The organism is Bacillus mycoides (assembly GCF_000832605.1).
GTDB lineage: Bacteria > Bacillota > Bacilli > Bacillales > Bacillaceae_G > Bacillus_A > Bacillus_A mycoides.
On sequence record NZ_CP009692.1, the window covers coordinates 1,207,454 to 1,233,763 of the forward strand.

Genomic DNA, 26,310 nt, shown 5'->3' on the forward strand with positions numbered 1-26,310 from the left:
CTCCTCATGCATTTTAGTAGGCTCTCTCCCAAAATCGCTGTTTTGTCATTGCCTGAATAAATTCATTCGCAAGTAAGATAGGATTTTGTTCTGTTATAACGCCAGGTTTTCCTTCAATGTTTAAAGATTGAACAATAGTAGTTCCATTTTGGAAAGCGCCAATTGGCTTAAAGTGATTATACGATTCTACGACGAATGAACTTGCCTTGTTAAGAAAATGATCATTAATATTTCCGCCAATAAGAAGTAGCCCATCATAAAGAAGTGGTGATCCTGTTAAGAAAGTATCATTCACTTCCCACTGTCCATTTTGAGAGCCTTGCACAAAACCTAATCGTTCGGAAATAATAACGGGCTGAAGACCGGCTTGTTTGAATTGATTTATAATATATTGTGCGTTTTGACCGTCATATCCGTTTGCGACAATGACGCCTACTCGTAATGTATTTGGGCTGAATGTTGTATGTTCCATACTTAGTGCTGGTGAGGATTTTGTAACATTTGATTCTTGAACATTTGGCACTGTTGCCCCGACTGCTTCAGCTACTAAAGTAGCTAATTCTGTACTTATATGACCAATCATACCTACGACTTGTTGGCGAACTGATTTACTTTTTACTTTTCCTAATTCAAAGGAAAAGGCCTGCATAATATGGATTTTTTCGACGTGGCTCATACTATTCCAAAATAAACGGGCTTGTGAGAAATGGTCTTTAAAACTAGCGGCTGTTTCTCTTGTTTTATGTCCAGAAACAGTAGAAGGATATGTAACGAAACCGCCTTTCGTACCAGGTACAGTAAAGGGAGAGTTATTAGCTAAAGAGTTATTATGGTAAGCGACTTTTCCTTTATCAATTATATATTTAGACGCACCATCTCTTTGATTATTATGAAAAGGACATACCGGACGATTAATCGGTAACTCTTGATAGTTTGTACCGACGCGTGCTAATTGTGTATCTGTATAAGAAAAGAGTCTACCTTGTAAGAGAGGATCATTTGTAAAATCGATACCGCGGACGATGCTTCCAGGGTGCAGTGCGACTTGTTCTGTTTCCGCAAATACGTTATCAACGTTTCGGTTTAACGTCATTTTTCCGATGATCTTAACAGGGAAGTCTTCTTCCGGCCAAATTTTTGTTGCATCTAATATATCGAAATCGTATTTAAATTCATCCTCTTCTTCTAAAATTTGAACGCCAAGTTCGTACTCAGGGTAGTTTCCGGCATTAATATTTTCCCATAAATCACGGCGATGATAATCTGGATCAGCGCCGCCTAGTTTTTGAGCTTCATCCCAAATTAACGAGTGAACGCCAAGCTTTGGCTTCCAGTGGAATTTTACGAATCGTGACTTCCCATGTTTATTAACTAAACGAAATGTATGAACGCCGAACCCTTGCATCATTCGAAAACTTCTCGGAATTGTGCGATCCGACATAATCCACATCATCATCGCAGCTGATTCTTGATTATTGGCGATAAAGTCCCAAAAAGTATCGTGTGCTGTTTGTCCTTGGGGAATCTCATTATGTGGCTCTGGTTTAAGAGCATGAATAAGATCCGGAAATTTAATACCATCTTGAATGAAAAAAATCGGAATGTTATTACCCACTAAATCGAAATTTCCTTCCTCTGTATAAAACTTAACAGCGAATCCTCGTACATCTCGGTTCGTTTCATTTGCACCTTTTGATCCAGCAACTTCAGAAAAACGAATAAAAATAGGTGTCTTTTTAGATGGGTCTTGTAAAAAATGAGCCATTGTTAAGTCTTCTAAAGAATCATATAGCTCAAAAACACCATGTGCTCCGTAACCGCGGGCATGAACGACTCTTTCAGGAATTCGTTCACGGTCAAAATGAGCGAGTTTTTCTCGCATCAGGAAATCTTCTAAAAGTGTAGGACCACGATCGCCGGCGGTTAAAGAGTTTTCATCATTTGAAATTTTGACACCCGTATTCGTTGTCATCTCTTTTCCTTCATTGTTTTTCGTAAAGGATTGTAACTGTTCTATCTTCTTATTTTCACGACCGTCCATATAAAGCACCTCCCATATTATACGTATTATTGTTCATGGTTTTTATGCTTACATATGGTATGGGGAAGTATATTATCTATGGATTGATTTTCCTCATTTGTTCAATTTATCTTTGTTTGTCTATGAAAATCATTTATTATAATAAATGGTATTCTTTTGAAGGGGTGTTGAAGTGGAAGAGAGTTTTCTATCAGCTAAAGAAGAAAAGAAAAACGCTAAGATTTTCTTATGGGTAATACATGTTATTTTAATTGTATACGAGGTTGCATACGCGATTATATTAGAAGATACAATGCCTTTAGCAAATTGGCATAAAGGGATATGGAAGCTTGCATATATTATGGCTATATTAGGTATTAGTGTTTACTTATTTGAGAGAGAAAAAGCATATTTAGTTAAATATACATATTTATTTGCATACATGATCGCAGAGACTTTTAATATTGGATGGTATGCTTTTCATAATATAATAGCATTTGATGAAGGGAATGTAATTGAATATATTTTCATTTTCTTCGTACCGATCTTTTTGAGTAAAAGATATTTATTTGTCTTAGCGCCATTCCTTATAGGGAAATATATGATATACCTATTTGTATTTGGAGAACTTAACCTGTTTATGTCTCTTGTTATAAATATGGTGTTACTTTTCGTGTCATTTATTATTTTAAATCGATTTTTACAATATCTTTCAGCAGTAAAGGGACGTATTGCAGAGGCAAGTCAGTCACAAAAATTGGCGGTTATCGGAAAAATGGCAGCGACAGTCGGACATGAAATTAAAAACCCACTTGCTTCATTAAAAGGGTTTACGCAATTACAAAAAGAGAAACACGAAAAAGATGCAACATATGAACAAATGATTCTCGAAATCGAAAATATGAATAATATGATTAGTGAATTAATGGAGGTTGCTGCATGTAAACCTTCTGTTTATGAAAAACACATTGTAAGTGATGTTTTAGTACAAGCGGTAGAAAACATGCGCGGAAAAATGAACGAGTTAAATATAAATTGTACCTTTAATGAAGAGCAAAATAGAAGCGAAATTGAATGTGATAAACGCAAATTAAAAGGAGTATTTTTGTATGTTATTAAAAATGCTTTAGAGGCAATGGAACATGGCGGAACATTAAAAATACAAGTTGAAAATAAAAAAAGAGATTATGTAATAGTAAGTATAGTAGATAGTGGTTTTGGGATAAAAAAGGATAATTTAGGACGAGTTAAGGATGCTTTTTATACAACGAAGCAAGATAGAATTGGATTAGGTCTTACGGTAGCAGAGCGAATTGTGACAGAGCACCTTGGAGAATTACACATTTCTAGTGAAGTAAAGAAAGGAACGAGAGTAGAAATACTGCTCCCGAAAAAATGTGAGCGCAATGTGACACAAGATTAAGAGGTGTTGTTAAAGGAGTTATCATATGGAAAAAGGAAATATATTTGAAAAAGAAGAGATAAAGGCATTAATAATATTTTTAAGCTTATTCTTCGTTATATTTTTTGCGTATGATTTTGCTGAAAAAGCTATTGTCCTTTTATCAGATAAAAATCAAAAACTAGCAGATGCTTTTGGAGAAGGATTAGGTTTATGGCTATATAGTTTTATGGTTGGATTATTCTTTATAGGACTTTATTTTATGAAATGGAAAAAGCCGTATATTGTGAAGTATATTATTTTAATTGGCTATAATATATTGGATTTTATTAATAACTTCATTATTTATTACGGAAGTGATGCGGAATTTGATGGTGGGAATATAGTAGAAGGATTCTTTATTTTATTTGCACCAATATTTGTGAATAAGAGGTACTTTTGGTTAGTTGCGGGAACTATTGTTGGAAAATATGCACTTATGGGATTCGTTGTTCAATCCTTTATTGTTCTTATCCCAATAGCATTATATAGCGTGTTTGTTATTATATGTTGGATTATATTTTTAAGATTCCAATCTTACGTTCGTACACTTGAAATGATGGATAAAGAAATACGAAATGTAGAGAAATTAGCAATGGTTGGAAAAATGGCGACAGTAATTGGCGATAAGATTAGAAGACCGTTAGAAAAATTGAAAAAACTTGTGAATAAGCAAGCGAAAAAATATCCAGAAGATAAAATTTATAGTGAAATTATGAGACAGGAAGTAGAGCGAATTCATACAATTGCTACAGAACTAAATGGGTTTGAGAAATCTAAATCGGTAGAATCCGAAACGTATAATATTAAAGAAATCATCTCTTATGTTATCAGGGTTATGGAAAAGCCAGCTTTAGAACAAGGAATAAAAATGCATGCTATTTATAGTAAAGATATACCATCAATTACATGTGAGGAAAAACGATTGAAACAAGTATTTTTTAATTTAATAAAAAATGCGATTGAAGCAATGTCAGTTGGCGGAACTATTACTGTAAAAGTTATAGTGGAAGATGTGATCATTGTTCAAATTATAGATGAGGGATGCGGCATTCCGAAAGATAAAATTCCGAAGCTAAATGAAGCTTTTTACACAACGAAAGAAACTGGAACAGGCTTAGGATTAGTAGTTACGGAAAAAATTATTAAAGATCACCACGGTAAATTGAACTTTGAAAGTGAAGTTGGAGTTGGAACGACTGTTGAGATTATGTTGCCGATTTAATTATAGTGGGATATTTTAAAAAGGGGAAATCACTTTCTTTAGAGTGATTTCCCTTTTCAGTGTGGAAGGAAGTACGGAATTTTAATAAACGGGATGTTTACAACATTGACAAACTGTACAAATTCATAATCCAAAATATGGGTGTTTTAAAGCGAGAGTATATAATAAATTTGTCTGTTATTTGTTTTAATTTATTTGCAATTTTTTTGGCCTCGGCATCGAGGTCCTTTTTGTAAATGAATGATTTGTAAGTGTGGATTATATATCAGTGATTAGAAAAATAGAATATACAGAACTTGCCGTAATCCCGGGGGTAATATAAAGAGATATCGCATCCCCCCTCGAAAACAGGTTTCCGGTTGTAATACTAGTCCAAGTTACAGTGGCAGGTCCAGGTGCTGGAGTAGGGTTATACACTTGAGGTTGTCTAGAGCCAATATCCGTAGGTTTAATTGAAAATGTCATAGTTCCCGTAATTTTATCTGTAGTAGTTAAAGTAATAGTAGATAGGATGTAACTAGAGGTCGGGGCAGAGAGGTTTGTTGGGACATTCCTGCAAATATCAATCGTATAAACAGCAGCGGGTAAGTTATTAATATTTATAGATGTAGCAAAACCAACTATATTTCCAGCTCCAGCAGTTACATATGGAATAACGTTAGAATCAATTCCTGGAGAACCTGCTATACGTTGAAACCCAGCATTCGTCCCTTGAAAAACAATACTTTTCGCTGTTGAACTACCAGCAGGTCCAGTAGTCCCGGTAGAACCAGTGGCACCAATAGTTCCGGTAGCTCCGGTAGAACCAGTGACTCCGGTAGTTCCGGTAGCTCCGGTAGAACCAGTGACTCCAGTAGAACCAGTAGCTCCGGTAGAACCAGTGACTCCAGTAGTTCCGGTAGCTCCGGTAGAACCAGTAGAACCAGTAGAACCAGTGGCACCAGTAGTTCCGGTAGCTCCGGTAGCTCCGGTAGAACCAGTGGCACCAGTAGAACCGGTAGTTCCGGTAGAACCAGTAGGACCACCTTCTACCAATACGATATAATCTTGAGACACATTCGGAAATCCTTGAGGTGCATCTTTTTTTACAACATAGCCGCTACTCGTGTAAGTGACAACTTGTCCCTTTTTATAGTTAGGAGCGGCTGCTAGACTAAAAGCGGTAGTACTTTGCAAACCGGCCCCGGTAGGCCCGGCATTGCCAGTAGGTCCAGTAGCGCCGATAGAACCGCTGTTGCGTTGCGTCTACCGTCACAACTAAAGCAATTGCGTTGGTACATATATTATCTCCTTTCTATATTTTTGAAAATCTAGTTTTAAAAGTAGAACTACTATATATATATTGTAGATTCTATATTTTGTGTGGTGGATCGTATTGTGTATATAGATTTTAAAAATAGGGGAGGTGTTATTAGTTTTATAACCACCAGGTCTCCTGCGGAATCAAAGTAACATCTACATCAAAATTCTCTTTAAACCAATCATACATCAATGTCTCTTTCACTAAATATTCAGAGGCAGAGTGTGACAAACCGATGAGTGACATATTTGTTTCTTTCGCATAATCCATAATGAGTGAGTATTTATGCCTACCATAATCATTGTCGATATGGCAATGGATTTCTCCTGTAATAAATGATTAAGTTATTGTTCTATTTCTTTTAAGGCTGGCATGTTTGGTAATCCTCCTTAAGATAGTTCTTACTTTGTTAGTTGTTTTTGTTTTTTATGGAAAAATAAGAAGCGGATAGGAAACAAATAAAACCTAGAATCCAGCCAATAGAAGGAGAATAGGGAAGTATATGTTGTAATACCATTCTGCTAGAAATAAAAAAGCTACCTAATAGACCTAAGAAAATGAGATATCGTTGTAGTTTGAACATCAGTGATACAACCTCCTTTATCACGCATTAACTGCCCGTAAAAGCCTGATTGGCGAGGGCTAATAATCAGAAGGGGATGGATACCTCCCTGATTAAAGTTTCACTTTATCACATATATTTTATAGTAGTCTTAATTTTCCGCATATAAAAATCAAGAAAAATGGTGGTACAATATATAAATGATACGAGAAGAGAGGATGTAGGTTAACACATGTACGTTACTGTAACAGAGGCAGCATATAAAAAGATTATGGATACGATTCCAAGTGAAACGAAATATATAAAGTTATTTTATGATAATGAAGGTTGCGGTTGTGTTATGAGCGGGATTATTGATTTAGTAGCCGTTTCAGAGAAAGATGAGCGCGATGTAGATATCGAATCAAGCGTACTAAACTTTATTGCAGATCGCACAAAGCTTGTATTTATGGATGATAAATTAACAGTTGATTGGCATGAAGTTGGAGGAACTTTCCAGCTGAAGAGCCCAAGCCAGTTTTATAATCCGAATATGAAGTTACATGTTCGAGTATAATGAAGAGAGAAGGAGTATATAATATGCTCCTTTTTCTTATGGATTTTTTCACATAATGAAATGTACATATAGTTGAATTTTCTGTATAATTCTCTTTGCGGAGGGGGTTGCGCATGAAAAGATGGGGAATTGAGTTATCAATTTTAAGTGTCGTTATTATTTGGGGGATTAACTATACGATTGCGAAATATGGACTTTTAGAATTTACAGCAATTGAGTTTACTGCAGTTCGAATGATGACAGCAGCACCACTACTGTTATTACTTACGTTCTTTATCGAAAAGTCACTTTATATGGAGCGAAAAGATATACCAAGATTAATCATCGTTAGCGTTGTAGGTATTGTACTGTATCAAACGTTATTTATGGAAACTGTAAAATACACATCCGCTACAAATGCTTCTTTACTCATATCTATTTCACCTATTTTTACAACTTTATTTGCGATTTTCTTGAAACAAGAAAAATTTTCTTCTCGAAAGTTAGTTGGTTCCATGATTGCCTTTATTGGTGCTACATTAGTTTTAGTAGCGGGGCATTCACTCGCTAGTTCTTTCTACGGAAATGGGATTGGACTTATTACATCAATATGTTGGGGACTTTATCCCGTTTTAGCAGGGCCGCTTATTAAAAAATACTCAGCATTACGTGTTACTGCATGGTCGACATTAGTTGGAGCGATTCCGCTCTTATTGTTAAGTGGTCCACATGTATTTGTCATGCCATTTCACATTACACACGGAATGACACTATTTGCGTTACTATATTCTGTTTTCTTTGTAACAGTATTCGGTTTAGTCATGTGGTATATTGGTGTTCAAAAAATTGGTGCGTCACATACGATGGTATATATGTATATTACGCCGCTTGTAGCTGTTTTATTTGCAGCTGTATGGGCAAATGAATATGTATCGTTTCAACAAATAATTGGTGGAATCATCATTTTCTTCGGTCTATGGTTTGTGAAATCAGAGAAAGTAGAAGCTAATTCTATCGTGCAAGAACCTATATCAAAATAGGAAAACAGATCACCTATGATCTGCTTTCCTATTTTTTTATTTTTGGTAAAAATACGAGGAATAAAATGGCAGTAATAAGTGGGATTAAATTAAGAAAAGGAATGCGGAAGAGTGTAATAAGAATAATACCTGGAAGAAGAACACCGAGGACAGCATAGAAAATACTATGTTTTTTCGTGTACCAATACAAGGAAAGTCCAATAAGTGCAGGAACAATGAGATGAATGAGAGCCATTAAAAAATAAATCATTAGACGCCCCCTTTATTTATGTGCTTATTACATCATATCCGTATGTTCATAGATTGATATCAATTTTTTCATAATTGGACGAAAATGTTTTGAAAAACGTCACATTTATGAGGGATTCTATATTAGAAATCTTGTATAATATTATTTCCTAAAAGCATTTTAACAACATAAACATACCGTTTATGTTGTTTTTAATTTGAATGAAATAGATTTTAAGTAGTATGGACTCGAAAGAAATGAGTTATACAGCTTTTGTTGGATAAATAGAAAAAACATTGAAGGGGAGTACAGCATGATTAGTTTGTCATTAAAATCGTTTAAAGTTCAATCATATTATCTACTAGGTATTCTGTTATTAGGCTGGATGTTAACACCGTTTTCAGCACATTTTCTAGGTGCAGGAATTGGACTTATTGTAAGCATGTATTGTGTTTGGATTTTAGGAAGGCGTATCGAAAAGCTTGGAGATAGTATAGTAAAGAAGACGAAAGCGCCGACGCTTGGTATGTTTAATCGCTTTGCAGCTGCAATTTTGGGTGCTATTATCATGTACGAAATTGAGCATCATATGGTAATGTGGGCATTTGCAGTAGGTATTCTGGGTGGTTATTTCTTAATCGTTATTAATTTAGGGTATTATAGTATGAAGGATGAGGAAGAATTAACGAAGGGCTGAAAAAGATAAAAAGATGAAAAGCCTCTTTTTAGATGGAATAGAGGATCCAGCGGTGGATAGAAGCGGTCAGAGCCTTTTTTAGCCCCATGCGGTGTGAAACCAGAGCGAGGTAGTGAGCAGAAATATAATTTATATGTTCGAAGCCGTAATTTGTATATATGAAAATCTGGTTATTTAAATTGAAAATTGGCTTACTCTGGAATAAGGGATCCGGCGATGGATAGTACAACAGGAAGCGTAACTTTGTATAAAATATAGGTTTCCGCTTCCAATAAGTTAATATGAAATCACTTAGTAGTATGACTCTTAGGTTCTTTAAAAAAGTTGGATACAATACAACAAACTATTCCGGTAATTAGAATAATGTATTTTATCGTTTCACTTGTATGCTCAAATAAATTAACGTTAAGCATTACAAGTCCCCAAAACATTTGAATCGCTCCATAACTGAATAAAATTTTTCCTGTACGAGAAAAATTTTTCATGGGTCTCACCCTTTCCTTTATATGTAAAATATATCATAGGAAACTACAAACGAATGATTATAAAATGAATTTTCTGTAAGTTTATGGGTATTGGTATGCAATAGATGAAGAGATTAAAGTTTCACTTTATATAAGATATAGAAAGAAGCTTACGTTTTTAACGTAAGCTTCTTTTTTATGTAAGTGTGTGTAACCGTTAAGCTGCATTGGGTTTTGTCGGTGAGTACGCGGAACTTTACGGTTACACGACACTTATTCATATGAGTAAAAGGGTTATTCCAACAGAAAATTTGTAATTAAGCGATTGGACCGCCTAAGTTAATAATAGCTTCAGAAACGCTGTCGAATTTTTTGAAGTTTTCTTTAAATTCGTTTGCAAGCTCAATTGCTTTCGCCTTGTAAGCATCTTTATCAGCCCAAGTTTGTTCAGGCATTAATACTTCATCAGGTACACCTGGAACATGACGAGGTACTTCAAGGCCAAAGATGTCGTGTTTTGCAGTTTCAGCTTTAGCAAGTTCACCGCTTAGTGCTGCTTGAATCATTGCACGAGTGTAACCTAAGTTCATACGTTTACCAACGCCGTATTCGCCACCAGTCCAGCCAGTGTTTACTAAGAATACTTTCGCATCATGTTTCTCGATTTTTTCACCAAGCATTTCAGCATAACGAGATGCATCAAGCGGTAAGAACGGTGAACCGAAGCAAGTAGAGAATGTAGCTTGCGGAGATGTAACACCGCGCTCTGTTCCTGCTAGCTTACTAGTGTAACCGCTTAAGAAATGGTACATAGCTTGCTCTTTTGATAACTTACTGATTGGAGGCAATACGCCAGATGCATCAGCAGTTAAGAAAATAATTGTATTTGGATGTCCTGCAACACTTGGCAGTACGATATTGTCAATCGCATGCATAGGGTATGCAGCACGTGTATTTTCTGTTAAAGTAGTATCGTTATAGTCAGCGATGCGTGTTTGACCATCAATGACAACGTTTTCTAAAACTGAACCAAATTTGATTGCATCGAAGATTTGTGGTTCTTTCTCATGAGAAAGGTTTACACATTTTGCATAGCAACCGCCTTCAATATTGAATACACCGTTATCAGACCAACCGTGCTCATCGTCACCGATTAATTTACGGTTTGGATCAGCAGATAATGTTGTTTTGCCTGTTCCAGATAAACCGAAGAATAGTGCTACGTCGCCTTCTTCGCCTACGTTTGAAGAGCAGTGCATAGAAAGAATGTCTTGTTCAGGTAGTAAGAAGTTCATAATAGAGAAGATTGATTTTTTCATTTCTCCAGCATATTCTGTACCACCGATTAGTACGATACGTTTTTCGAATGAAACCATAATGAATGCTTCAGAATTTGTACCGTCAATTGCTGGATCTGCTTTGAAGTTTGGTGCAGAAACAATTGTGAACTCTGATTCGTGAGTTGCTAATTCTTCTTCATTTGGACGAATAAATAATTGATGTACGAACAAATTATGCCATGCATATTCGTTAACAACTTGAATTGGTAGGCGATAGTTGCGATCAGCGCCAGCAAATCCTTTGAAGATGAATAACTCTTCTTTTTCTTTTAAGTATTCTAAAACTTTTATATATAATTTATTAAAATGTTCTTCAGAGATCGGTTGGTTCACGGCTCCCCAAGCAATTTTGTCAGCAACCGATGCTTCCTTCACAATAAATTTATCCTTAGGAGAACGTCCTGTGTATTTTCCTGTTGAAGCAGAAACGGCACCAGTAGAAGTTAATTTCCCTTCGTTTCGCATTAATACTTTTTCCACTAATTGCGGAACACTTAATTGAATCTGTGCATTGCTTCCGTTCAATAATTCATGTAAACCAATTTGGACATTCACAGTACTCATATTTATATACCATCCTTTTCATTTAATGAAATATTTCTCGTAATCCCCATCAATAGTATAACACAATTATATAAATAATGTATACTATTTATTTATTTTTGTTTGTGTGAATGTATCATTTCCCTATTAATATTTCATTCTATGGGTATTGAGAAAAACTTTCAGGAAAATGTGAATATTAATTGACAAATGAATATCATTTCTTTAGTATAGGTTGGGACGGATACTCTCTTATCCCGAGCTGGCGGAGGGACAGGCCCGATGAAGCCCAGCAACCTCATTTGTAGTGGTAAATACAGGTGAATAGGTGCTAAAACCTGTGCGAGGCTAACGGTCTCGAACGATAAGAGCAAAGGGCAAAAAGCAGTATGCAAGTAGCAAATTAAACCTTTCCTCTATGTTAAGTAGGAAAGGTTTTTCTGTATGCTTGTGTGGGAGAATAAATGTATGTCGCAGTTTGTGGCAAATTAAGGATGAGTTCCGTACAATATATACAATTACTGTAGGGAGGTTTACCACATGACAAAAAAACGTCATCTGTTCACATCTGAGTCTGTAACTGAAGGACATCCAGATAAAATTTGTGACCAAATTTCTGATTCAATTTTAGATGCGATCTTAGCAAAGGACGCAAATGCACGTGTAGCTTGTGAAACAACTGTAACAACTGGTTTAGTATTGGTAGCGGGGGAAATTACGACTTCTACTTACGTAGATATTCCAAAAATCGTTCGTGAAACAATTCAAGGCATTGGTTACACACGCGCAAAATACGGATTCGATGCAGAAACTTGTGCAGTTTTAACATCTATCGATGAGCAATCTGCTGACATCGCTATGGGTGTTGACCAAGCACTAGAAGCACGCGAAGGTCAAATGACTGACGCTGAGATTGAGGCAATTGGTGCGGGAGACCAAGGTTTAATGTTTGGCTTCGCATGTAATGAAACACAAGAATTAATGCCACTTCCAATCTCGCTTGCTCACAAATTAGCTCGTCGTTTAACTGAAGTACGTAAAGATGACACATTAACATACTTACGTCCGGATGGAAAAACGCAAGTTACAGTTGAGTATGATGAAAATGGTAAACCTGTACGTGTGGATACAATTGTAATTTCTACACAACATCATCCAGATGTTACGTGGGAAGAAATCGATCGCGATTTAAAAGAGCACGTAATTAAAGCTGTAGTTCCAGCAGAATTAATGGATGGAGAAACGAAATTCTTCATTAACCCAACTGGCCGCTTCGTAATTGGTGGACCACAAGGTGATGCTGGTTTAACAGGACGTAAAATCATCGTTGATACTTACGGTGGATACGCTCGCCATGGCGGTGGTGCATTCTCTGGTAAAGATGCAACGAAAGTTGACCGTTCTGCAGCATATGCAGCTCGTTATGTTGCGAAAAACATCGTAGCAGCTGGTCTTGCTGACAAAGCAGAAGTACAACTTGCATACGCAATTGGCGTAGCACAACCAGTATCAATTTCAGTTGATACATTAGGCACTGGTAAAGTATCTGAAGACGTATTAGTAGAACTAGTTCGTAACAACTTCGATCTTCGCCCAGCTGGTATTATTAAAATGCTAGACTTACGTCGCCCAATTTACAAACAAACAGCAGCTTACGGCCACTTCGGACGTACTGATGTAGATCTTACATGGGAACGTACAGACAAAGCAGCTACTTTAAAAGAGCAAGCTGGTCTATAATATATGAAAAAAAGCTTTGCGCTGTGTGCGCAAAGCTTTTTTTATTTGGTTTTATCCCGCATTAACTGCCCGTAAAAGCCCGATTGGTTCAACTAATAATCAGTGGGGAAGAACAAAATCCCCACTGATTAAAGTTTCACTTTATTTACTACTTGAATGCAAGAACTACAATAAACTTCCACGTCTAGCTCAATATACTTCTTCATATTTGTCATACCACTTGCCGGAAATGGCATATGAATCCACGCTTTTTCATACGTTTGTATTTCCTTTTCACATGATTTACAAAGGATTGGTTTCTTACGGAACATAGACGGTCAGCCTTTCAGTTGACGCGCTTTTCCTGCGCAAAAAGCACTGCTCATTAAAAATAGCGTTGCGAATATAATACTCACTAATGTAGCGTATGGAATCGCGCCTTTTAAGGAAAAGCCGACAGTGATGGAAGCAACAAATAAGAGGATGAATGTTGTTGTTAATTTTTTGTATAGTTCCATAGTGAGTGAACCTCCAAATTATTTTGTAATTTAAAATGAAATCTACTATGTAGAAAATATAAGGGGATTTAAAGAGTAGCTAATGGTGTGTAGTCCAGGCGTATAAGAAAGTATATTTTCCTTTTTGTGGTCGTATATACTTATATTGTATCACGGTGCATCATTGGCTTCATACATAATTGTGTAAAGATATGTATGATAAAATGAAGAAAAGTCTTTAAGAAAGGAAAGATGAAAAATGAGCGTAACTGAACATAAAAAACAAGCTCCAAAAGAAGTGCGTTGCAAGATCGTGACGATTTCCGATACACGTACGGAAGAGACGGATAAGAGCGGACAACTATTACATGAATTATTAATAGAAGCAGGACATAAAGTGACCTCTTATGAAATTGTGAAAGATGATAAAGAGAGTATTCAGCAGGCTGTTTTAGCTGGTTATCATAGGGAAGATGTTGATGTCGTGTTAACGAATGGCGGAACTGGTATTACGAAACGTGATGTGACGATTGAGGCAGTTTCAGTGTTATTAGATAAAGAAATTGTTGGATTTGGTGAGTTGTTCCGTATGATAAGTTACTTAGAAGATATCGGAAGTAGTGCGATGTTAAGTAGAGCAATCGGCGGTACAATCGGGCGTAAAGTTGTCTTTTCGATGCCAGGGTCTAGCGGAGCGGTTCGTCTTGCGATGAACAAGTTAATTTTACCGGAATTAGGTCATATTACATTTGAGTTGCATCGTCAATGAGTAAGTGTGCTGGAATTGTATTAGCAGGAGGTATGTCGAGCCGATTCGGTGAGCCGAAAGCGTTAGTAGGCTGGAAAGAGAGTACTTTTATTGAGCATATTGTGAAAGTAATGGAAAGCGCTGTGCAAGAAATTGTAGTCATTAGTCATTCTGATATAAAAGAGAGAGTAGAGCAATTAGTACAAGTTCCAGTTATAGAAGATATGTCGCACTATAAAGGAAATGGGCCGCTTGCTGGAATTGTATCAGGAATGGAATATATAGAAGCAGATTGGTACGCTATTATGCCTTGTGATGCACCGAACGTTTCAAATGAATGGATTACCATTTTATTAGAGCAAACGAGCGATGAATATGATGCTGTTGTCCCTATTATTAATGGAAGAAAACAACCGTTACTTGCAGCGTATAATAACCGCGTGAAAGAAAAGATTTATGCTTTGCTTCAAGAAGAAAAAAGAAGTATGGGCCAGCTTTTATCACAATGTAATGTGAAATATATTGCTGGTGAAGATGTACAAGCGAATGTAGATTGGTTTATAAATGTGAATACGAAAGAAGAATATGTGCAGGCTCAAAAAGACCTTTCAAATGAATGAAAGGTTTTTTGATATACAGAAATTGGGGAACAATTGCTGTATAAAGGTATGTGAGTAAGTTGATTTTAAGGGGATTTCGTGAACTACCCGCCACTTAACGTCCTAAAGGAGTGTTTGAAGTGAGGGCTTCTCGGTTAATCATTACTTCTGATAGCTAACGAATTCGTCCTAAGACAGCCGAGCTAACTCCCTTGTTCCAAAGGTTATTTTATTACAATTTATGCTGACGCTAAAAGACGTATTGCTTCATTTTTGATATTGATGGCTGAGTTATAATCTCTATCGAGATTTACACCGCATATACAAGAATAGATTCGTTCAGACAATGTCAGACTTTTCACATTTCCAAAGCTACTACATGTTTTTGTTGATGGAAACCATTTGTCTATTTTCACAAGTTGTTTTCCTTGTTCGTTTAGTTTATAAGTTAAGAAAGAAGTGAACATACCCCACCCATTATCAGCGACACTTTTTCCAAAATGAAGTGCTTGCGATATTCCTTTCATGTTTAGATCTTCAATAGCTACAACATCAAAATTGGCAGCTAACTTTTTAGACTCATGATGAAGAAAATTCTTACGTTGGTTAGCTACTTTCTCATGTAACGTAGCTACACGAATACGTTGTTTATTCCAACGTTCAGAACCTTTATTGCGTCTTGATAATACTCGTTGCGCCTTTGTTAATCGGTCTAACATGTTACGATAGAACTTAGGATAATTGGCTTTCTCATCCTCAGAACTGACGTATAATCCATCCATTGCAAAGTCTAATCCAACAACTGTTTCTACTTCTTTTTGTACAATCTCTTTTTCGTATTCAGTCAAGATTGACACATAGTATTTACCAGTAGGTGTCATAGAAATCGTACAAGACTTGATCATATAATCTTGTGGTATCTCTCTATGTTTTTTGATACGTACCATTTTCAGTTTTGGCAATTTGATATGACCATTAAGCAACAGAATATTACCGTTTACTACATTCGTTGTATAAGACTTTCTGTCCTTTTTACTTTTGAATGTTGGGAAGTTATTTTGACCACTAAAGAAATTCTTATATGCAGTTTGCAAGTGTAGTTGAGCATTTGCCAAAGCTAATGAATCAACTTCTTTTAACCACTCAAATTCTGCTTTATATTTCGCAGGGGTTGGAGGCTTTTGTTTCTTTAGTTGTTCCTTATCATCTTTGTATTTTTCGTACGCTTCTTTTCGCTCAGCTAACCTTCTATTGTACACGAAACGTACACAACCGAAGGTTTTACGTATAAGATTTGCTTGTTCTTCTGTTGGATACAACCGGAATTTATATGCTTTATTCTGCTTTGTCATATCATTTCACCTCACTTTTTACCTTGATTTTCAATATATTTCTTTACTACGTCTATTGGCGAACTACCAGTAGTTAGTAAGCAAAAACTTCTTGACCAAAACATTTCTTTCTAAAGTTTTTTTCACTTGTGGAAAGTCTTTTTTGATTAGTTGAGAACTTGCACTTTTATAAGCATTAATAAATTTTGTCATTTCTTTTTAAGCGAGTAATTCTGATGCAGTGTGCTGAAGGACTTCTTCATATTGGTCAAGTAAGCCACGAAAGATCTCATCCCAGCTTTTTGATTTAGCATAAGACGAAGCTGCTATGCCCATTTGCATAAGCAGCTCTTCATTTTGCAATAAAGAATGGATGGAGGATAGAAAGGAATCTGTATCTTTTGGCGGACAAAGAATTCCCGTTTTTCCATCTGTAATAATATTTTTAACCCCGCCACTATTTGCACCAATGACAGGTGTACCGCATGCAAATGATTCAAGTACGACATTTCCGAACGTTTCAGTAGCTGATGGAAATACCATCATATGAGAACAAGCATATGCTTCAGCTAAATCCGTGCCTTGTAAATATCCAGTAAAAGTGACATTTGTTTTCGGAACAGCTTCACGCAAATTTGTTGCTAGAGGCCCGTCTCCAGCGATGAGCCAATGAATATCGTCACGTTCTTTGTTTGTCGTTTGAATAAGTGTTTGAAGAGTATCGATATCTTTTTCAGGAGCAAGGCGCCCGACGTAGGAAAGAATATATTTCGCTGTAATATTATATTTTTTTCGGAATAGGTCTTTATTGTAAGTTGGATGAAAGAGAGTACAATCTACACCACGTCCCCAAATATAGAGCTGTTGAAATCCTTTTTTCTTTAATTGATGTAATGTTTCAGGAGAAGGAACAAAGTTTTTTTGCATATGACTATGAAACCAGCTTAAATAGTTCCATAGCATATTGGAGAGAAATTCGATTTTGTAATAGCGTAAATAGGCGTCAAAATCAGTATGATAAGAACCGACAACTGGGATATTTAACTTTTTGGCATAATATAACCCACAAAGTCCCATATTGAAAGGCGTAGCGATGTGAATGATATCAGGTTTAAAGGCAAGAAGTTCCCGCTTAATGCGCGGAGTAGGAAAGGCAAAGCGACATTCTGGATATAATATTGTTAACGGGATACTTCTCATTTTGTTCACATTCGCTACGAAATTATCTTCTGCCGTATGCTGGGGGGCGAAAACAGAATAGGCGATATTTTCTTTTTGAAAATATTTAGTTAAACGTTCCAAAGTTTTCGCCACACCGTTGACTTGTGGTGTAAATGTATCGGTAAATATGGCGACTCTCATCATATCGCTCCTTTACATGAGTGGAATGAGTTGATAAAAAGAGATGATGCCAGAGCAAGTGCCAAGGCACATGCCTACAAATACATCTGACGGATAATGAAGCCCTAAATAAATACGGGAAATACCGACGCATAATGCTAACGGTAATAGAAAAGCAAGCAAGTTTGGATTATAGCAAATAAATGGAATGAGGACAGAGAAAACAGCCGTTGTATGTCCGGATGGAAAAGAATGATCTTTTAAAGGCTGTACTGGATATTTCGCATCTTGAATTGTTAAATAAGGACGTTTTCGTGGATACCATCTTTTTAATATTTGCACAGGAATATGGCTAATTGTTAAAGAAATAGCAGTTGCAATTGCAGCTTGATGCAAATTCCCTGTTGCGAAAATTAAAAAGAATAGGGTAAGTGCAATGGAAAAACTTGCACCACCGATATGGGTAATATTGCTGAAAAAGATGTTTAATGTTTTTTGATCAAAGTAGCGATTAATTCCTTTGAAGATGTAACATTCTATTTTATATAGTCCACTGACCTTCATGAGATTTTTCCTCCCTCATTTACATATATATGGAGTTATTAACTTCTATTTTAATAAGATTTTATTGAGGGGATAATAAGGTTTTGTAAAGAAAAAGTTAGATTTTTTCATAAAAAAAGCTGCCAGTCTTATGGCAGCGATAAAATCACTTTTGTAACGATTTATAATATTGTCCTTTTTCAACGTATTGTGTGCGGATACGTTCCATATCTTTACGGTCTTCTTCTGTTAATTCGCGAATGACCTTCGCAGGGCGACCGAAAGCTAACGTATTAGGAGGGATTTTCTTTCCTTGTGAAACGAGACTACCAGCACCGATGAAAGCTCCTTCACCAATTTCAGCGCCATCTAATATGATAGATCCCATTCCGATTAAAGCATCTTTTTCAATTTTGCAGCTATGTAAAATAACTTGATGCCCAACGGTAACGTCATCTTCTAAAATAAGCGGATACTGGGGGCTTTGGTGAAGTGTACATTGATCTTGTACATTTACTCTATTTCCAATTATCGTTGGTGATACATCACCGCGGATGACTGTATTAAACCAAATGCTAGATTCTTCGCCAATTGTCACATCGCCTGTAATGGTAACATAGTCAGCGATAAAAGCACTACTCGCAATTTTTGGATTTTTTTCTTTGTAAGGATATATCATGTAAAGCCTTCCTTTCCTAGAGACTAGTTTTAGTGTATCAAATTATGAGAAAGAGTGAAATGGAGGAGGTCCGTATGTGGAATTATGAAGCAGAGGAAGCGAAAGCTGTAGTCGTTATCGTGCACGGCGCAATGGAATATCACGGACGTTACGAAGCTATAGCAGAAATGTGGAATCATATCGGCTACCACGTTGTGATGGGAGACCTTCCATCACATGGAACGACTTCGAGAAATAGAGGACATATTGATTCATTTGATGAATACATAGAGGAAGTTAAATTATGGGTGAAAGAGGCAAGGAAGTATCGATTACCTATTTTTATATTTGGTCATAGTATGGGTGGTCTTATTGTCATTCGTATGATGCAAGAAACGAAGAGAGAAGATGTAGATGGTATTATTTTAAGTTCACCATGTTTAGGTGTATTAACTGGACCTTCTGCTCCGCTTCGAGCTGCCTCAAAAATATTAAATGTTGTTGCTCCAAAATTGCAATTTGCAACGAATCTTACAGTGGAAATGTCAACTCGTAATCATGAAGTGAGAGATGCGATGGAGAATGATTCATTGTTCTTGCGCAAAGTATCAGTACGTTGGTATAGTGAATTGATTAAGTCTATCGAAATTGCGCATAAAAAAATAGGCGATTTTCCAGACGTTCCACTCTTGCTAATGCAGGCTTGTGAGGATAAACTTGTAGATAAAACACGTGTCCGTACTTGGTTTGATAATGTTAAAATAAGTGATAAGGCTTTTAAAGAATGGCCGAATTGTTATCATGAGTTATTAAATGAGTATGAGCGTGATGAAATTTTGAATTATATTCAGTCATTTACTGAAATACGCATCAATAACATAATAGAAACAAATAAGTAAATTATTTGTACATTGAATAGAGGAGATGAAGGAAGAAGTGAACGTACCGAGTAATCCCATAACGCTCATGGCGAAAGTATACCGTGATGTGTTTCCGGTAGTACACCATGAGCTAGCGATGTGGAAAGAGCGTGCCTACCATATTCCGAATGACGAGCTTCATAGTCAGGCAATCGCAAGTATTGAGAATAAAACGTTTCATTGCGAGGGCGGTGGCATTTTAGCGCTACTAGCAAATGAACATCGTGAGGAATGTATTCGTTTTATCGTAGCTTATCAAACGATTAGCGACTATTTAGATAATTTATGTGATCGTAGTACATCACTTGACCCGAAAGACTTTGCGGCTCTTCATGAGTCGATGGTAATGGCATTAAGCCCTGAAGTTGAAGGGGGCGGTAACTATTATCGTTATCGTGATGATCAAGATGATGGTGGTTATTTAGATGAGCTTGTTGAAACATGTCAGGATGTTTTAAAGAAAACGAAGCATTATGATAAAATTGCTCCAATTCTTCATGAACTTGCTTGTTATTATTGTGATTTGCAAATTCATAAACACGTGAAGTTAGAAGAAAGAGAACCACGCTTAAAAACATGGTTTGAAGCGCATAAAGAAAATTTACCACCGATGAGTTGGTTTGAGTTTTCAGCATGTGCAGGTTCTACGCTTGGAATTTTCTGTCTTGTAGCATATGCATTTCATGATGAGTTACATGAAGAAGATATTGTGAAAATTAGACAAGGGTATTTTCCATACGTACAAGGACTTCACATTTTACTTGATTATTTCATCGATCAAGAAGAAGACCGTATCGGCGGAGATTTGAATTTCTGTAGTTATTATGAAAACGAGCAAGCTATATTAGATCGTATGAAACATTTTGTAGAAGAAGCAGAGAAGAGCATTGGTGATTTGCCTCATGCGAAGTTTCATCGTCTCATAAGCCGAGGATTACTTGGTATTTATTTATCAGATCAAAAAGTATCAGCGCAAAAGAATATGCACAAAATGGCACGGCGCATTGTAAAATACGGAGGGCTCACTTCACGATTCTTCTACTGGAACGGGAAGATGTACCGAAAGAAAATGGCGCAGTGATGAAAAAAACCACTCTTGTAGAGTGGTTTTTTTATTATGATCGTATTTGTGAAAATATGTATATGAGAAGTTCAATTGCGAGAATAACTAAAACAGATAGTCCGAATAAAGGCATGACAGCGCCTAGTATAACCATCATGATAAAGAAAACGAATGTGCTTTTCTTATCTCTTTGCTTAGGAGGTGCTGCTAATTTTCCTTTCGGTTTTCTCGCTAACCACATTTTTACTCCGTAATAAATAAGAAGTAATAAAGATAACGTCGTTAGTAAGCATAATATTTTATTTGGCCATCCGAATAAATGTCCTTCGTGAAGTGGGATACCGTAAGTAAACCATTGTGCAAATAATCCATAATCACGATAGTCCGTTTTCGAAATAAGTTCTCCGCTATATTGATCAAAATAAGCTGTTATTTCTTCATTTGGTGCGACATGCATACCCGTAATACCGGAACCGCTTGATTTCGAAACGGTGAATACACCTTTCGGATCAGCCGGTAGTGAGATAACATATGGCTTCTTTATTTCAATTCCTTTTTGTAATTCATCGACAGAAATTGCTTTTGGCTCATTTGAATTCGATTCAGGAGGAGCTTCTTTTCTTGTTGCCCACGGCAATTCTTTTACCTTTGATTCAGGCGGTGCCATATACAACTTTGGATATCCAATTGATTCATTCGACGATGCGATTTTATAAATTTGGTTACCCATAAATCCTGACCACGGCAATCCAGATGCGACTAACAAAACGAGTGGAATTGTAAATATAATACCGATAATAGAATGACGTCGTTTTGCCTTTTCTCGCTTAGTGGATGCGGGTGTGTTTTTGAATTGGCGTATACTCATATACAATCCAGTCACAATTAAAAAGATTGTCCAGCATGCCGCAAGCTCTACAATGTAGTTAACGACAGTACCACCAACTAAAAGAGAACTATGTAATTCCCTCATTATATTGGCAAACGTTTCACTTGCATTTTGATCTCCAACAATTTGATTATTGCTATCTAAATACACATATTTTTGTTGCCCAGTATATTCATTTGCAATAGTAAGCCTCGTATTATAATCCCCATTAAACTCACTAATTTTCGCCACACTATAATGTGGATATTTTTTCGCTGTTAAGAAAAGCGAATCAGCCATCGAAATAGACTCTGTTTGGGCGCTCTTCCCAAAATATAAATCTTTATAGATGAAATCTTCAACCTCTTCACGAAATAAATACCCAATTCCGCTCAGTGACAATGTAATAAGAAGCGGCGTAATAAAAAGCCCGGCGTAAAAATGCCACCTCCAAAAAATATAATGAAGCGAACGATTTACTTTCATACTTCAGTTCCCCTAACCTTCCCTATATGAATAAACTACTTATTTAATATAGCGAGATTAAGTGTGATTACTTTGAAATAATTGTGAAAAAAGTTAAAAGTTTTGGTTGTTTTTATCAAACATAAAACACATTTTAAAAAGGATGTGTTCTATGTTTATGAAGACTTTTTTATATTTGATGCATAGATCCTAACAACTGCTTTCGCAAGACATTGAGCGGAATCAACAAAGTCCTCACTCACCACCACATTCAAATCGGTACATGCGATAATAGCGGTATCTACTTCGTCTTTTAACTGTAAAACGAGCAGACTCCATAATTTACGAGCTTCCTCAATTTCTCCGCCTTTAATACAAGTAATAATTTGATTAATCATTTCTTGCCATTGTTCATTATGAATGTACTCTATATCACGTTTTGTAATTCCATCTTGGTAAATACTTGCTTGAACAGTCGCTTCTGTTGCAAGAAGAGCGACTCTTTTTGTATTTTCAGGAATTGCTTTTAACGTCTCATCGACTATATTCAAAATAGGAATGGTAATAGAACGCTGTAATTCCTCGAAATAAAGATGCGCTGTATTACATGGCATTGCGATGAAATCTACACCAGTACTTTCAAGTTTTTGCGCTCCTTCAATAATCGCTTTTTTCATCGCCGCATGATCAATAGGGCGATCCATATAAAACGGTGTTGGGCACGAATAAATCATCATATGAGGAAAGTCCATATCATGCTTTGCTCCATAAATTGTTTGGCATTCTGCTACAACTGTATCGACGAATGGTCCGGTTGATTTTGGACCCATTCCTGCTAGTATTCCAATCATTGTTTAGTCCCCTTTAATATGTAATCAAAAACGTTTTCTGCGAACGAGAAAAAGAAATAAAGTAAGTAATAAAAATGAATATACGATAGCCCAAGCTGTAAGCCATAGAGTATGAGTAAGTATATTATATTTGTATTGTCCAAGCATTATAAAGCTTTCGACAGGTGGTAAAAACCATAGTAACTCTTTTTTTAACCGGATTGAGGCAATCGTCATAAGTAATATAAATGTAAGACTAAGCCAAGCGGTGCTTGCTTTTTGAATAATATTTCTAGTAAATAATGTTGCGATTGAAATTCCTAGTATAGATAAAGACATGTGAGCGAGAAATCCGACTAGAAATAAAGAAGCTGTCATTTTTTCATTAAACATTTGCAAAATAATTGGATAGATTACGGATATAAAAGATAAAACAGTACAAATAAGAAGAGCCGTAATATATTTACCAACGTATAATGCCGAAATATTATTTGTATGTGAAATAGTGATTTGTTCTTGTACAGGATCTTCAGTATGAAAAATTGTGACTGTAATCCAGGCAGATAATAAATAAAGTGCGAGTGCTGTTTCTAAGTATGTTGGTACAATGGGAGTTGGTTTATATGTATATACAAAAAGTAAGCTTATGCAGTACATCGCAATAGGAGGAATGTACTTATACGATTTCGTGTAGTCGAGAAAATGGTAACGAATAAGCGCAAACATAATAAACCTTCTTTCGATTTAAAAATTAGGCTGTAGCAGTGTGATAGATGCTTTTTTATGTAATAAAAACTGAAGCATTTCGTTTGCATATTCCTTTTCGATTTGTAATTGAATGAGGTTTTGATTTGAATTGTGTGTAACTTGTATAAATCCTGATTGCTTTTGTAGTTCTATAGCTGAAAATGTTTCGTGAACAATTGCCTCAATATAGACCTGTTCTGTTGATTTTTGCACAGAGGTATCTTCCGCAATTGTATGATTTGCTAATGTCACAATTCTATCGGCGAAGTTTTCTAGTAGTTGTTTTTCGTGACATGTGAAGAGTATAGATATGCCTTGTTGTTTTAATGAGAGTAAAATATGCTCTAATTCTTGCTGAGAGTTAGGGTCGAGTCCAGAAAGAGGTTCATCTAGAATTAATAAATGGACGTCCGTAAGTAATGCTTGCATAATGCCTGTTTTTTGTTTCATACCTTTTGAAAAGTTTCGTACAACGTAATGCTTTGCATGATGTAGATGAAAAGATTCAAGGAGCATCGGAATTTTATTTCTTAAATATTTTGTTGATAAACCGTGAATGTGGCCGAGATGATATAAATAATCCTCTAATGTAAAACGAATTCCTTCAGGAAAATGTTCAGGGACATAACTGATTTGTATATATTCTTTTCTTTGAAGTGTCCCTGCCGTAGGTGGAATAAAGCCTGCAATTATTTTGAGTAAAGTACTTTTTCCAGTCCCGTTCCCACCAATAATAGCGAGTGCTTCTCCTTCTGGAATGGATAAATCGATGTTGTCTAGTATAAGTGATTTGCCATACTTCTTTTGAATTCCCCTTAGTTCTACTAGCAAAGTTCTATCCTTCTTTCTTCAAATATTGTATACATCCATTATATAGGAGAATAAGAAAAAGACGTGCAATGAATGCACGTCTTTTTTTGTTATGTTTTGTCGAATGATCGATATATCTGAAAAATCGTTGATATAATTATCCTGCTATTTGCCGGACAGTAAACCTCACTGATTAAAGTTTCACTTTATCGCTTCTCAATCGCCACAATAAATGGCGGGTTATTTTGCTGGTTAATGAAGCCGTATCGCAAAACGTGAGCTTCTTTTTGATCTAGTTCTTCTGCAAATTTAAGTACAGCGTCGCGTTCTACTTGTCCTTCTGGATGTCCGTGGTAAATGACAAGGACGATGATTCCTTCAGGTGCCATTACTCCTAGTAATTGTTCAATTGCCGAGAGTGTTGAGTTCGGTTTTGTAACGATATGCTTGTCACCACCAGGAAGGTAACCTAAGTTGAAGATAGCGCCTGTTACTTTTCCTTTTGCATCTTCTGGTAGTACGGATAGAAGCGTATCGTGACTATCGTGAACTAAAACAGTACGTTCAAAAAGCTCTTTTTCTTTTAGGCGGATAGTAGAGCTTTCAATTGCTTCTTTTTGAATATCAAATCCAAATACTTTGCCGTTATCTCCAACGATTTCAGCTAGGAAGCAAGTGTCATGTCCATTTCCTAAAGTTGCATCTACAGCGTAATCGCCTTCTTTAACAGCCGTTTGCAGCAGCGAGCGAGCAAACGGTAATACACGTTCTAATTTCATTTTTGTTTCTCCTCATTTGCATATTTTCCTTGCCAGCTTCCGCGGCGTACAAATTCTGCATCGATGGAATTTAATACTTCCCATTTATTTAAGCTCCACATTGGGCCAATCATTAAATCAGGCGGACCGTCACCTGTGATGCGGTGCACAATTACATCTTCTGGAATAATTTCAAGTTGGTCAACAACGAGACTTACGTAATCTTCAAGAGAAAGGAACTCGAGTTGTCCTTTTTCATATTGCTTCACCATTGGCGTTCCTTTTAATAAATGAAGTAAATGAATTTTAATTCCTTGTACGTCAAGCTTCGCTACTTCACGAGTTGTTTCCATCATCATGTCGTAATCTTCAAGTGGAAGACCGTTAATAATATGAGAGCAAACTCTAATGCCATGTTTGCGTAATTTATTTACGCCTTCCACATAAGATGGATAATCGTGAGCACGGTTAATAAGATTTGCAGTACGTTCATGAACAGTTTGTAGTCCGAGTTCAACCCAAAGGTACGTACGTTTATTTAAGTCCGCTAAATATTCAACGACATCGTCTGGTAAACAATCTGGACGAGTTGCGATAGAAAGACCGACAACGTCTTTTTCTGCTAGAAGCGGTTCGAATTTTTCTTTTAACACTTCAAGTGGTGCATGTGTATTTGTGTAAGCCTGAAAATAAGCGATACATTTTCCGTCTTTCCACTTTGAGTGCATTTTTTCTTTCATTTCATGATATTGCGTTATAACATCATCGCGGCGATCGCCAGCGAAGTCACCAGATCCAGCAGCACTACAAAACGTGCAACCACCGTAAGCAACTGTACCGTCACGGTTCGGGCAATCGAAGCCAGCATCTAATGAAACTTTAAAGATTTTTTCACCAAATTCATTTCGTAAGTGGTAATTCCATGTATGATAACGTTTATTGTCATTTGTATATGGAAAAGGGTTTTGAACCTTCATTATTTTCCCTCCTAAGACGAGTCAAAATGAAACAAAATCC

Annotated in this window: 27 protein-coding genes, 2 pseudogenes and 1 riboswitch; of the genes and pseudogenes, 10 read left to right on the top strand and 19 right to left on the bottom strand. The window is 36.3% G+C overall.

The genetic code is table 11. The features are described 5' to 3' along the window. Positions 1-13: 13 nt before the first annotated feature. Complete coding sequence (locus BG05_RS08130) at positions 14-2,041, bottom strand: catalase (RefSeq protein WP_003193647.1); 2,028 nt, start codon at positions 2,039-2,041, stop codon at positions 14-16. Between the two features lie 172 nt (positions 2,042-2,213). Between BG05_RS08130 and BG05_RS08135 the strand changes: the two genes are divergently transcribed. Both BG05_RS08135 and BG05_RS08140 read left to right on the top strand, forming a co-directional pair. Beyond that, positions 2,214-3,443, top strand: a complete 1,230-nt coding sequence (locus BG05_RS08135) for an ATP-binding protein (protein WP_003193646.1) — start codon at positions 2,214-2,216, stop codon at positions 3,441-3,443. Between the two features lie 25 nt (positions 3,444-3,468). Then, positions 3,469-4,686 (top strand): ATP-binding protein, encoded by a 1,218-nt coding sequence (locus tag BG05_RS08140; protein ID WP_002143485.1) that lies wholly within the window; start codon positions 3,469-3,471, stop codon positions 4,684-4,686. 258 nt (positions 4,687-4,944) lie between these two features. Here the strand turns inward: BG05_RS08140 and BG05_RS08145 are convergent, their stop codons facing one another. Together BG05_RS08145 and BG05_RS29340 are read right to left on the bottom strand one after the other, a co-directional pair. Further along, positions 4,945-5,721, bottom strand: coding sequence for a hypothetical protein (locus tag BG05_RS08145; RefSeq protein WP_050541050.1), 777 nt, complete (start codon positions 5,719-5,721; stop codon positions 4,945-4,947). Positions 5,722-6,103: 382 nt separating this feature from the next. Next, positions 6,104-6,325: pseudogene (locus tag BG05_RS29340) on the bottom strand (Nif3-like dinuclear metal center hexameric protein); the annotation flags it as partial. Between the two features lie 455 nt (positions 6,326-6,780). Here BG05_RS29340 and BG05_RS08150 point away from each other — a divergent pair. Both BG05_RS08150 and BG05_RS08155 read left to right on the top strand, forming a co-directional pair. Beyond that, entirely contained in the window at positions 6,781-7,104 is a 324-nt protein-coding gene (locus tag BG05_RS08150) for an iron-sulfur cluster biosynthesis family protein (RefSeq protein ID WP_002089124.1), read from the top strand. 113 nt (positions 7,105-7,217) lie between these two features. After that, positions 7,218-8,123, top strand: a complete 906-nt coding sequence (locus tag BG05_RS08155) for a DMT family transporter (RefSeq protein WP_003193636.1) — start codon at positions 7,218-7,220, stop codon at positions 8,121-8,123. 28 nt (positions 8,124-8,151) lie between these two features. On the opposite strand, the gene BG05_RS08160 is transcribed toward BG05_RS08155, so the two are convergent. Further along, positions 8,152-8,373: a hypothetical protein gene (locus BG05_RS08160; RefSeq protein ID WP_002034446.1), complete on the bottom strand. Its 222-nt coding sequence runs from the start codon at positions 8,371-8,373 to the stop codon at positions 8,152-8,154. A 292-nt stretch (positions 8,374-8,665) separates the two neighbouring features. Here BG05_RS08160 and BG05_RS08165 point away from each other — a divergent pair, with 292 nt between their 5' ends. Then, positions 8,666-9,049 (top strand): ATP synthase subunit I, encoded by a 384-nt coding sequence (locus BG05_RS08165; RefSeq protein ID WP_002129542.1) that lies wholly within the window; start codon positions 8,666-8,668, stop codon positions 9,047-9,049. A 287-nt stretch (positions 9,050-9,336) separates the two neighbouring features. Here BG05_RS08165 and BG05_RS08170 read toward each other — a convergent pair whose 3' ends face one another. Further along, positions 9,337-9,534 (bottom strand): hypothetical protein, encoded by a 198-nt coding sequence (locus BG05_RS08170; protein WP_002089120.1) that lies wholly within the window; start codon positions 9,532-9,534, stop codon positions 9,337-9,339. A 296-nt stretch (positions 9,535-9,830) separates the two neighbouring features. Continuing rightward, a complete protein-coding gene (gene pckA / locus BG05_RS08175; protein ID WP_002089118.1) occupies positions 9,831-11,417 on the bottom strand; it encodes a phosphoenolpyruvate carboxykinase (ATP) in 1,587 nt (528 codons plus the stop codon). Positions 11,418-11,645: 228 nt separating this feature from the next. After that, positions 11,646-11,767: riboswitch (SAM riboswitch) on the top strand. A 169-nt stretch (positions 11,768-11,936) separates the two neighbouring features. Between pckA and metK the strand changes: the two genes are divergently transcribed. Then, entirely contained in the window at positions 11,937-13,136 is a 1,200-nt protein-coding gene (gene metK / locus BG05_RS08180) for a methionine adenosyltransferase (RefSeq protein WP_002129540.1), read from the top strand. 128 nt (positions 13,137-13,264) lie between these two features. On the opposite strand, the gene BG05_RS08185 is transcribed toward metK, so the two are convergent. Together BG05_RS08185 and BG05_RS08190 are read right to left on the bottom strand one after the other, a co-directional pair. Next, the gene (locus BG05_RS08185) at positions 13,265-13,447 is read right to left on the bottom strand and encodes a hypothetical protein (protein WP_003191952.1); all 183 of its coding nucleotides are present in this window, start codon (positions 13,445-13,447) and stop codon (positions 13,265-13,267) included. A gap of 6 nt (positions 13,448-13,453) precedes the next feature. After that, complete coding sequence (locus BG05_RS08190) at positions 13,454-13,633, bottom strand: hypothetical protein (RefSeq protein ID WP_002034406.1); 180 nt, start codon at positions 13,631-13,633, stop codon at positions 13,454-13,456. 238 nt (positions 13,634-13,871) lie between these two features. Between BG05_RS08190 and BG05_RS08195 the strand changes: the two genes are divergently transcribed. Together BG05_RS08195 and BG05_RS08200 are read left to right on the top strand one after the other, a co-directional pair. Next, the gene (locus BG05_RS08195) at positions 13,872-14,381 is read left to right on the top strand and encodes a MogA/MoaB family molybdenum cofactor biosynthesis protein (protein WP_003191949.1); all 510 of its coding nucleotides are present in this window, start codon (positions 13,872-13,874) and stop codon (positions 14,379-14,381) included. Further along, positions 14,378-14,980: a molybdenum cofactor guanylyltransferase gene (locus BG05_RS08200; protein ID WP_002167518.1), complete on the top strand. Its 603-nt coding sequence runs from the start codon at positions 14,378-14,380 to the stop codon at positions 14,978-14,980. The genes BG05_RS08195 and BG05_RS08200 overlap by 4 nt, the downstream gene beginning before the upstream one ends. 218 nt (positions 14,981-15,198) lie before the next feature. Here BG05_RS08200 and BG05_RS08205 read toward each other — a convergent pair whose 3' ends face one another. The 5 genes and pseudogenes from BG05_RS08205 to BG05_RS08220 form a co-directional block, all read right to left on the bottom strand. Further along, complete coding sequence (locus BG05_RS08205; RefSeq protein WP_003191947.1) at positions 15,199-16,311, bottom strand: RNA-guided endonuclease TnpB family protein; 1,113 nt, start codon at positions 16,309-16,311, stop codon at positions 15,199-15,201. 11 nt (positions 16,312-16,322) lie between these two features. Further along, positions 16,323-16,506, bottom strand: a pseudogene (locus BG05_RS29350) (IS200/IS605 family transposase); the annotation flags it as partial. Between the two features lie 3 nt (positions 16,507-16,509). Continuing rightward, a complete protein-coding gene (locus tag BG05_RS08210) occupies positions 16,510-17,652 on the bottom strand; it encodes a glycosyltransferase family 4 protein (RefSeq protein WP_002129533.1) in 1,143 nt (380 codons plus the stop codon). A 12-nt stretch (positions 17,653-17,664) separates the two neighbouring features. Then, positions 17,665-18,195, bottom strand: a complete 531-nt coding sequence (locus BG05_RS08215) for a phosphatase PAP2 family protein (protein WP_002167520.1) — start codon at positions 18,193-18,195, stop codon at positions 17,665-17,667. Positions 18,196-18,340: 145 nt separating this feature from the next. After that, positions 18,341-18,853, bottom strand: coding sequence for a gamma carbonic anhydrase (locus tag BG05_RS08220; protein ID WP_002015678.1), 513 nt, complete (start codon positions 18,851-18,853; stop codon positions 18,341-18,343). Positions 18,854-18,927: 74 nt separating this feature from the next. Here BG05_RS08220 and BG05_RS08225 point away from each other — a divergent pair, with 74 nt between their 5' ends. Together BG05_RS08225 and BG05_RS08230 are read left to right on the top strand one after the other, a co-directional pair. Further along, on the top strand, positions 18,928-19,731 hold the full coding sequence (locus BG05_RS08225) for an alpha/beta hydrolase (RefSeq protein WP_002129529.1): 804 nt from the start codon (positions 18,928-18,930) through the stop codon (positions 19,729-19,731). Positions 19,732-19,768: 37 nt separating this feature from the next. Further along, positions 19,769-20,833, top strand: a complete 1,065-nt coding sequence (locus BG05_RS08230; protein ID WP_002089107.1) for a tetraprenyl-beta-curcumene synthase family protein — start codon at positions 19,769-19,771, stop codon at positions 20,831-20,833. A gap of 34 nt (positions 20,834-20,867) precedes the next feature. Here BG05_RS08230 and BG05_RS08235 read toward each other — a convergent pair whose 3' ends face one another. The 6 genes from BG05_RS08235 to mnmL all read right to left on the bottom strand — a co-directional run bounded on the left by BG05_RS08235 (position 20,868) and on the right by mnmL (position 26,270). Continuing rightward, a complete protein-coding gene (locus BG05_RS08235) occupies positions 20,868-22,169 on the bottom strand; it encodes a PepSY-associated TM helix domain-containing protein (RefSeq protein WP_003191940.1) in 1,302 nt (433 codons plus the stop codon). A 155-nt stretch (positions 22,170-22,324) separates the two neighbouring features. Beyond that, positions 22,325-22,999: an aspartate/glutamate racemase family protein gene (locus BG05_RS08240; RefSeq protein ID WP_002184795.1), complete on the bottom strand. Its 675-nt coding sequence runs from the start codon at positions 22,997-22,999 to the stop codon at positions 22,325-22,327. 24 nt (positions 23,000-23,023) lie between these two features. After that, positions 23,024-23,704 (bottom strand): hypothetical protein, encoded by a 681-nt coding sequence (locus tag BG05_RS08245; protein ID WP_002067629.1) that lies wholly within the window; start codon positions 23,702-23,704, stop codon positions 23,024-23,026. A gap of 18 nt (positions 23,705-23,722) precedes the next feature. Continuing rightward, complete coding sequence (locus BG05_RS08250; protein WP_003191937.1) at positions 23,723-24,556, bottom strand: ABC transporter ATP-binding protein; 834 nt, start codon at positions 24,554-24,556, stop codon at positions 23,723-23,725. Positions 24,557-24,741: 185 nt separating this feature from the next. Continuing rightward, the gene (gene mnmM / locus BG05_RS08255) at positions 24,742-25,314 is read right to left on the bottom strand and encodes a tRNA 5-(aminomethyl)-2-thiouridylate-methyltransferase MnmM (RefSeq protein ID WP_002184797.1); all 573 of its coding nucleotides are present in this window, start codon (positions 25,312-25,314) and stop codon (positions 24,742-24,744) included. Further along, positions 25,311-26,270, bottom strand: a complete 960-nt coding sequence (gene mnmL / locus BG05_RS08260) for a tRNA modification radical SAM protein MnmL/YtqA (RefSeq protein WP_002167527.1) — start codon at positions 26,268-26,270, stop codon at positions 25,311-25,313. Before mnmL ends, mnmM begins: the two co-directional genes overlap by 4 nt. Between the last annotated feature and the right edge of the window lie 40 nt (positions 26,271-26,310).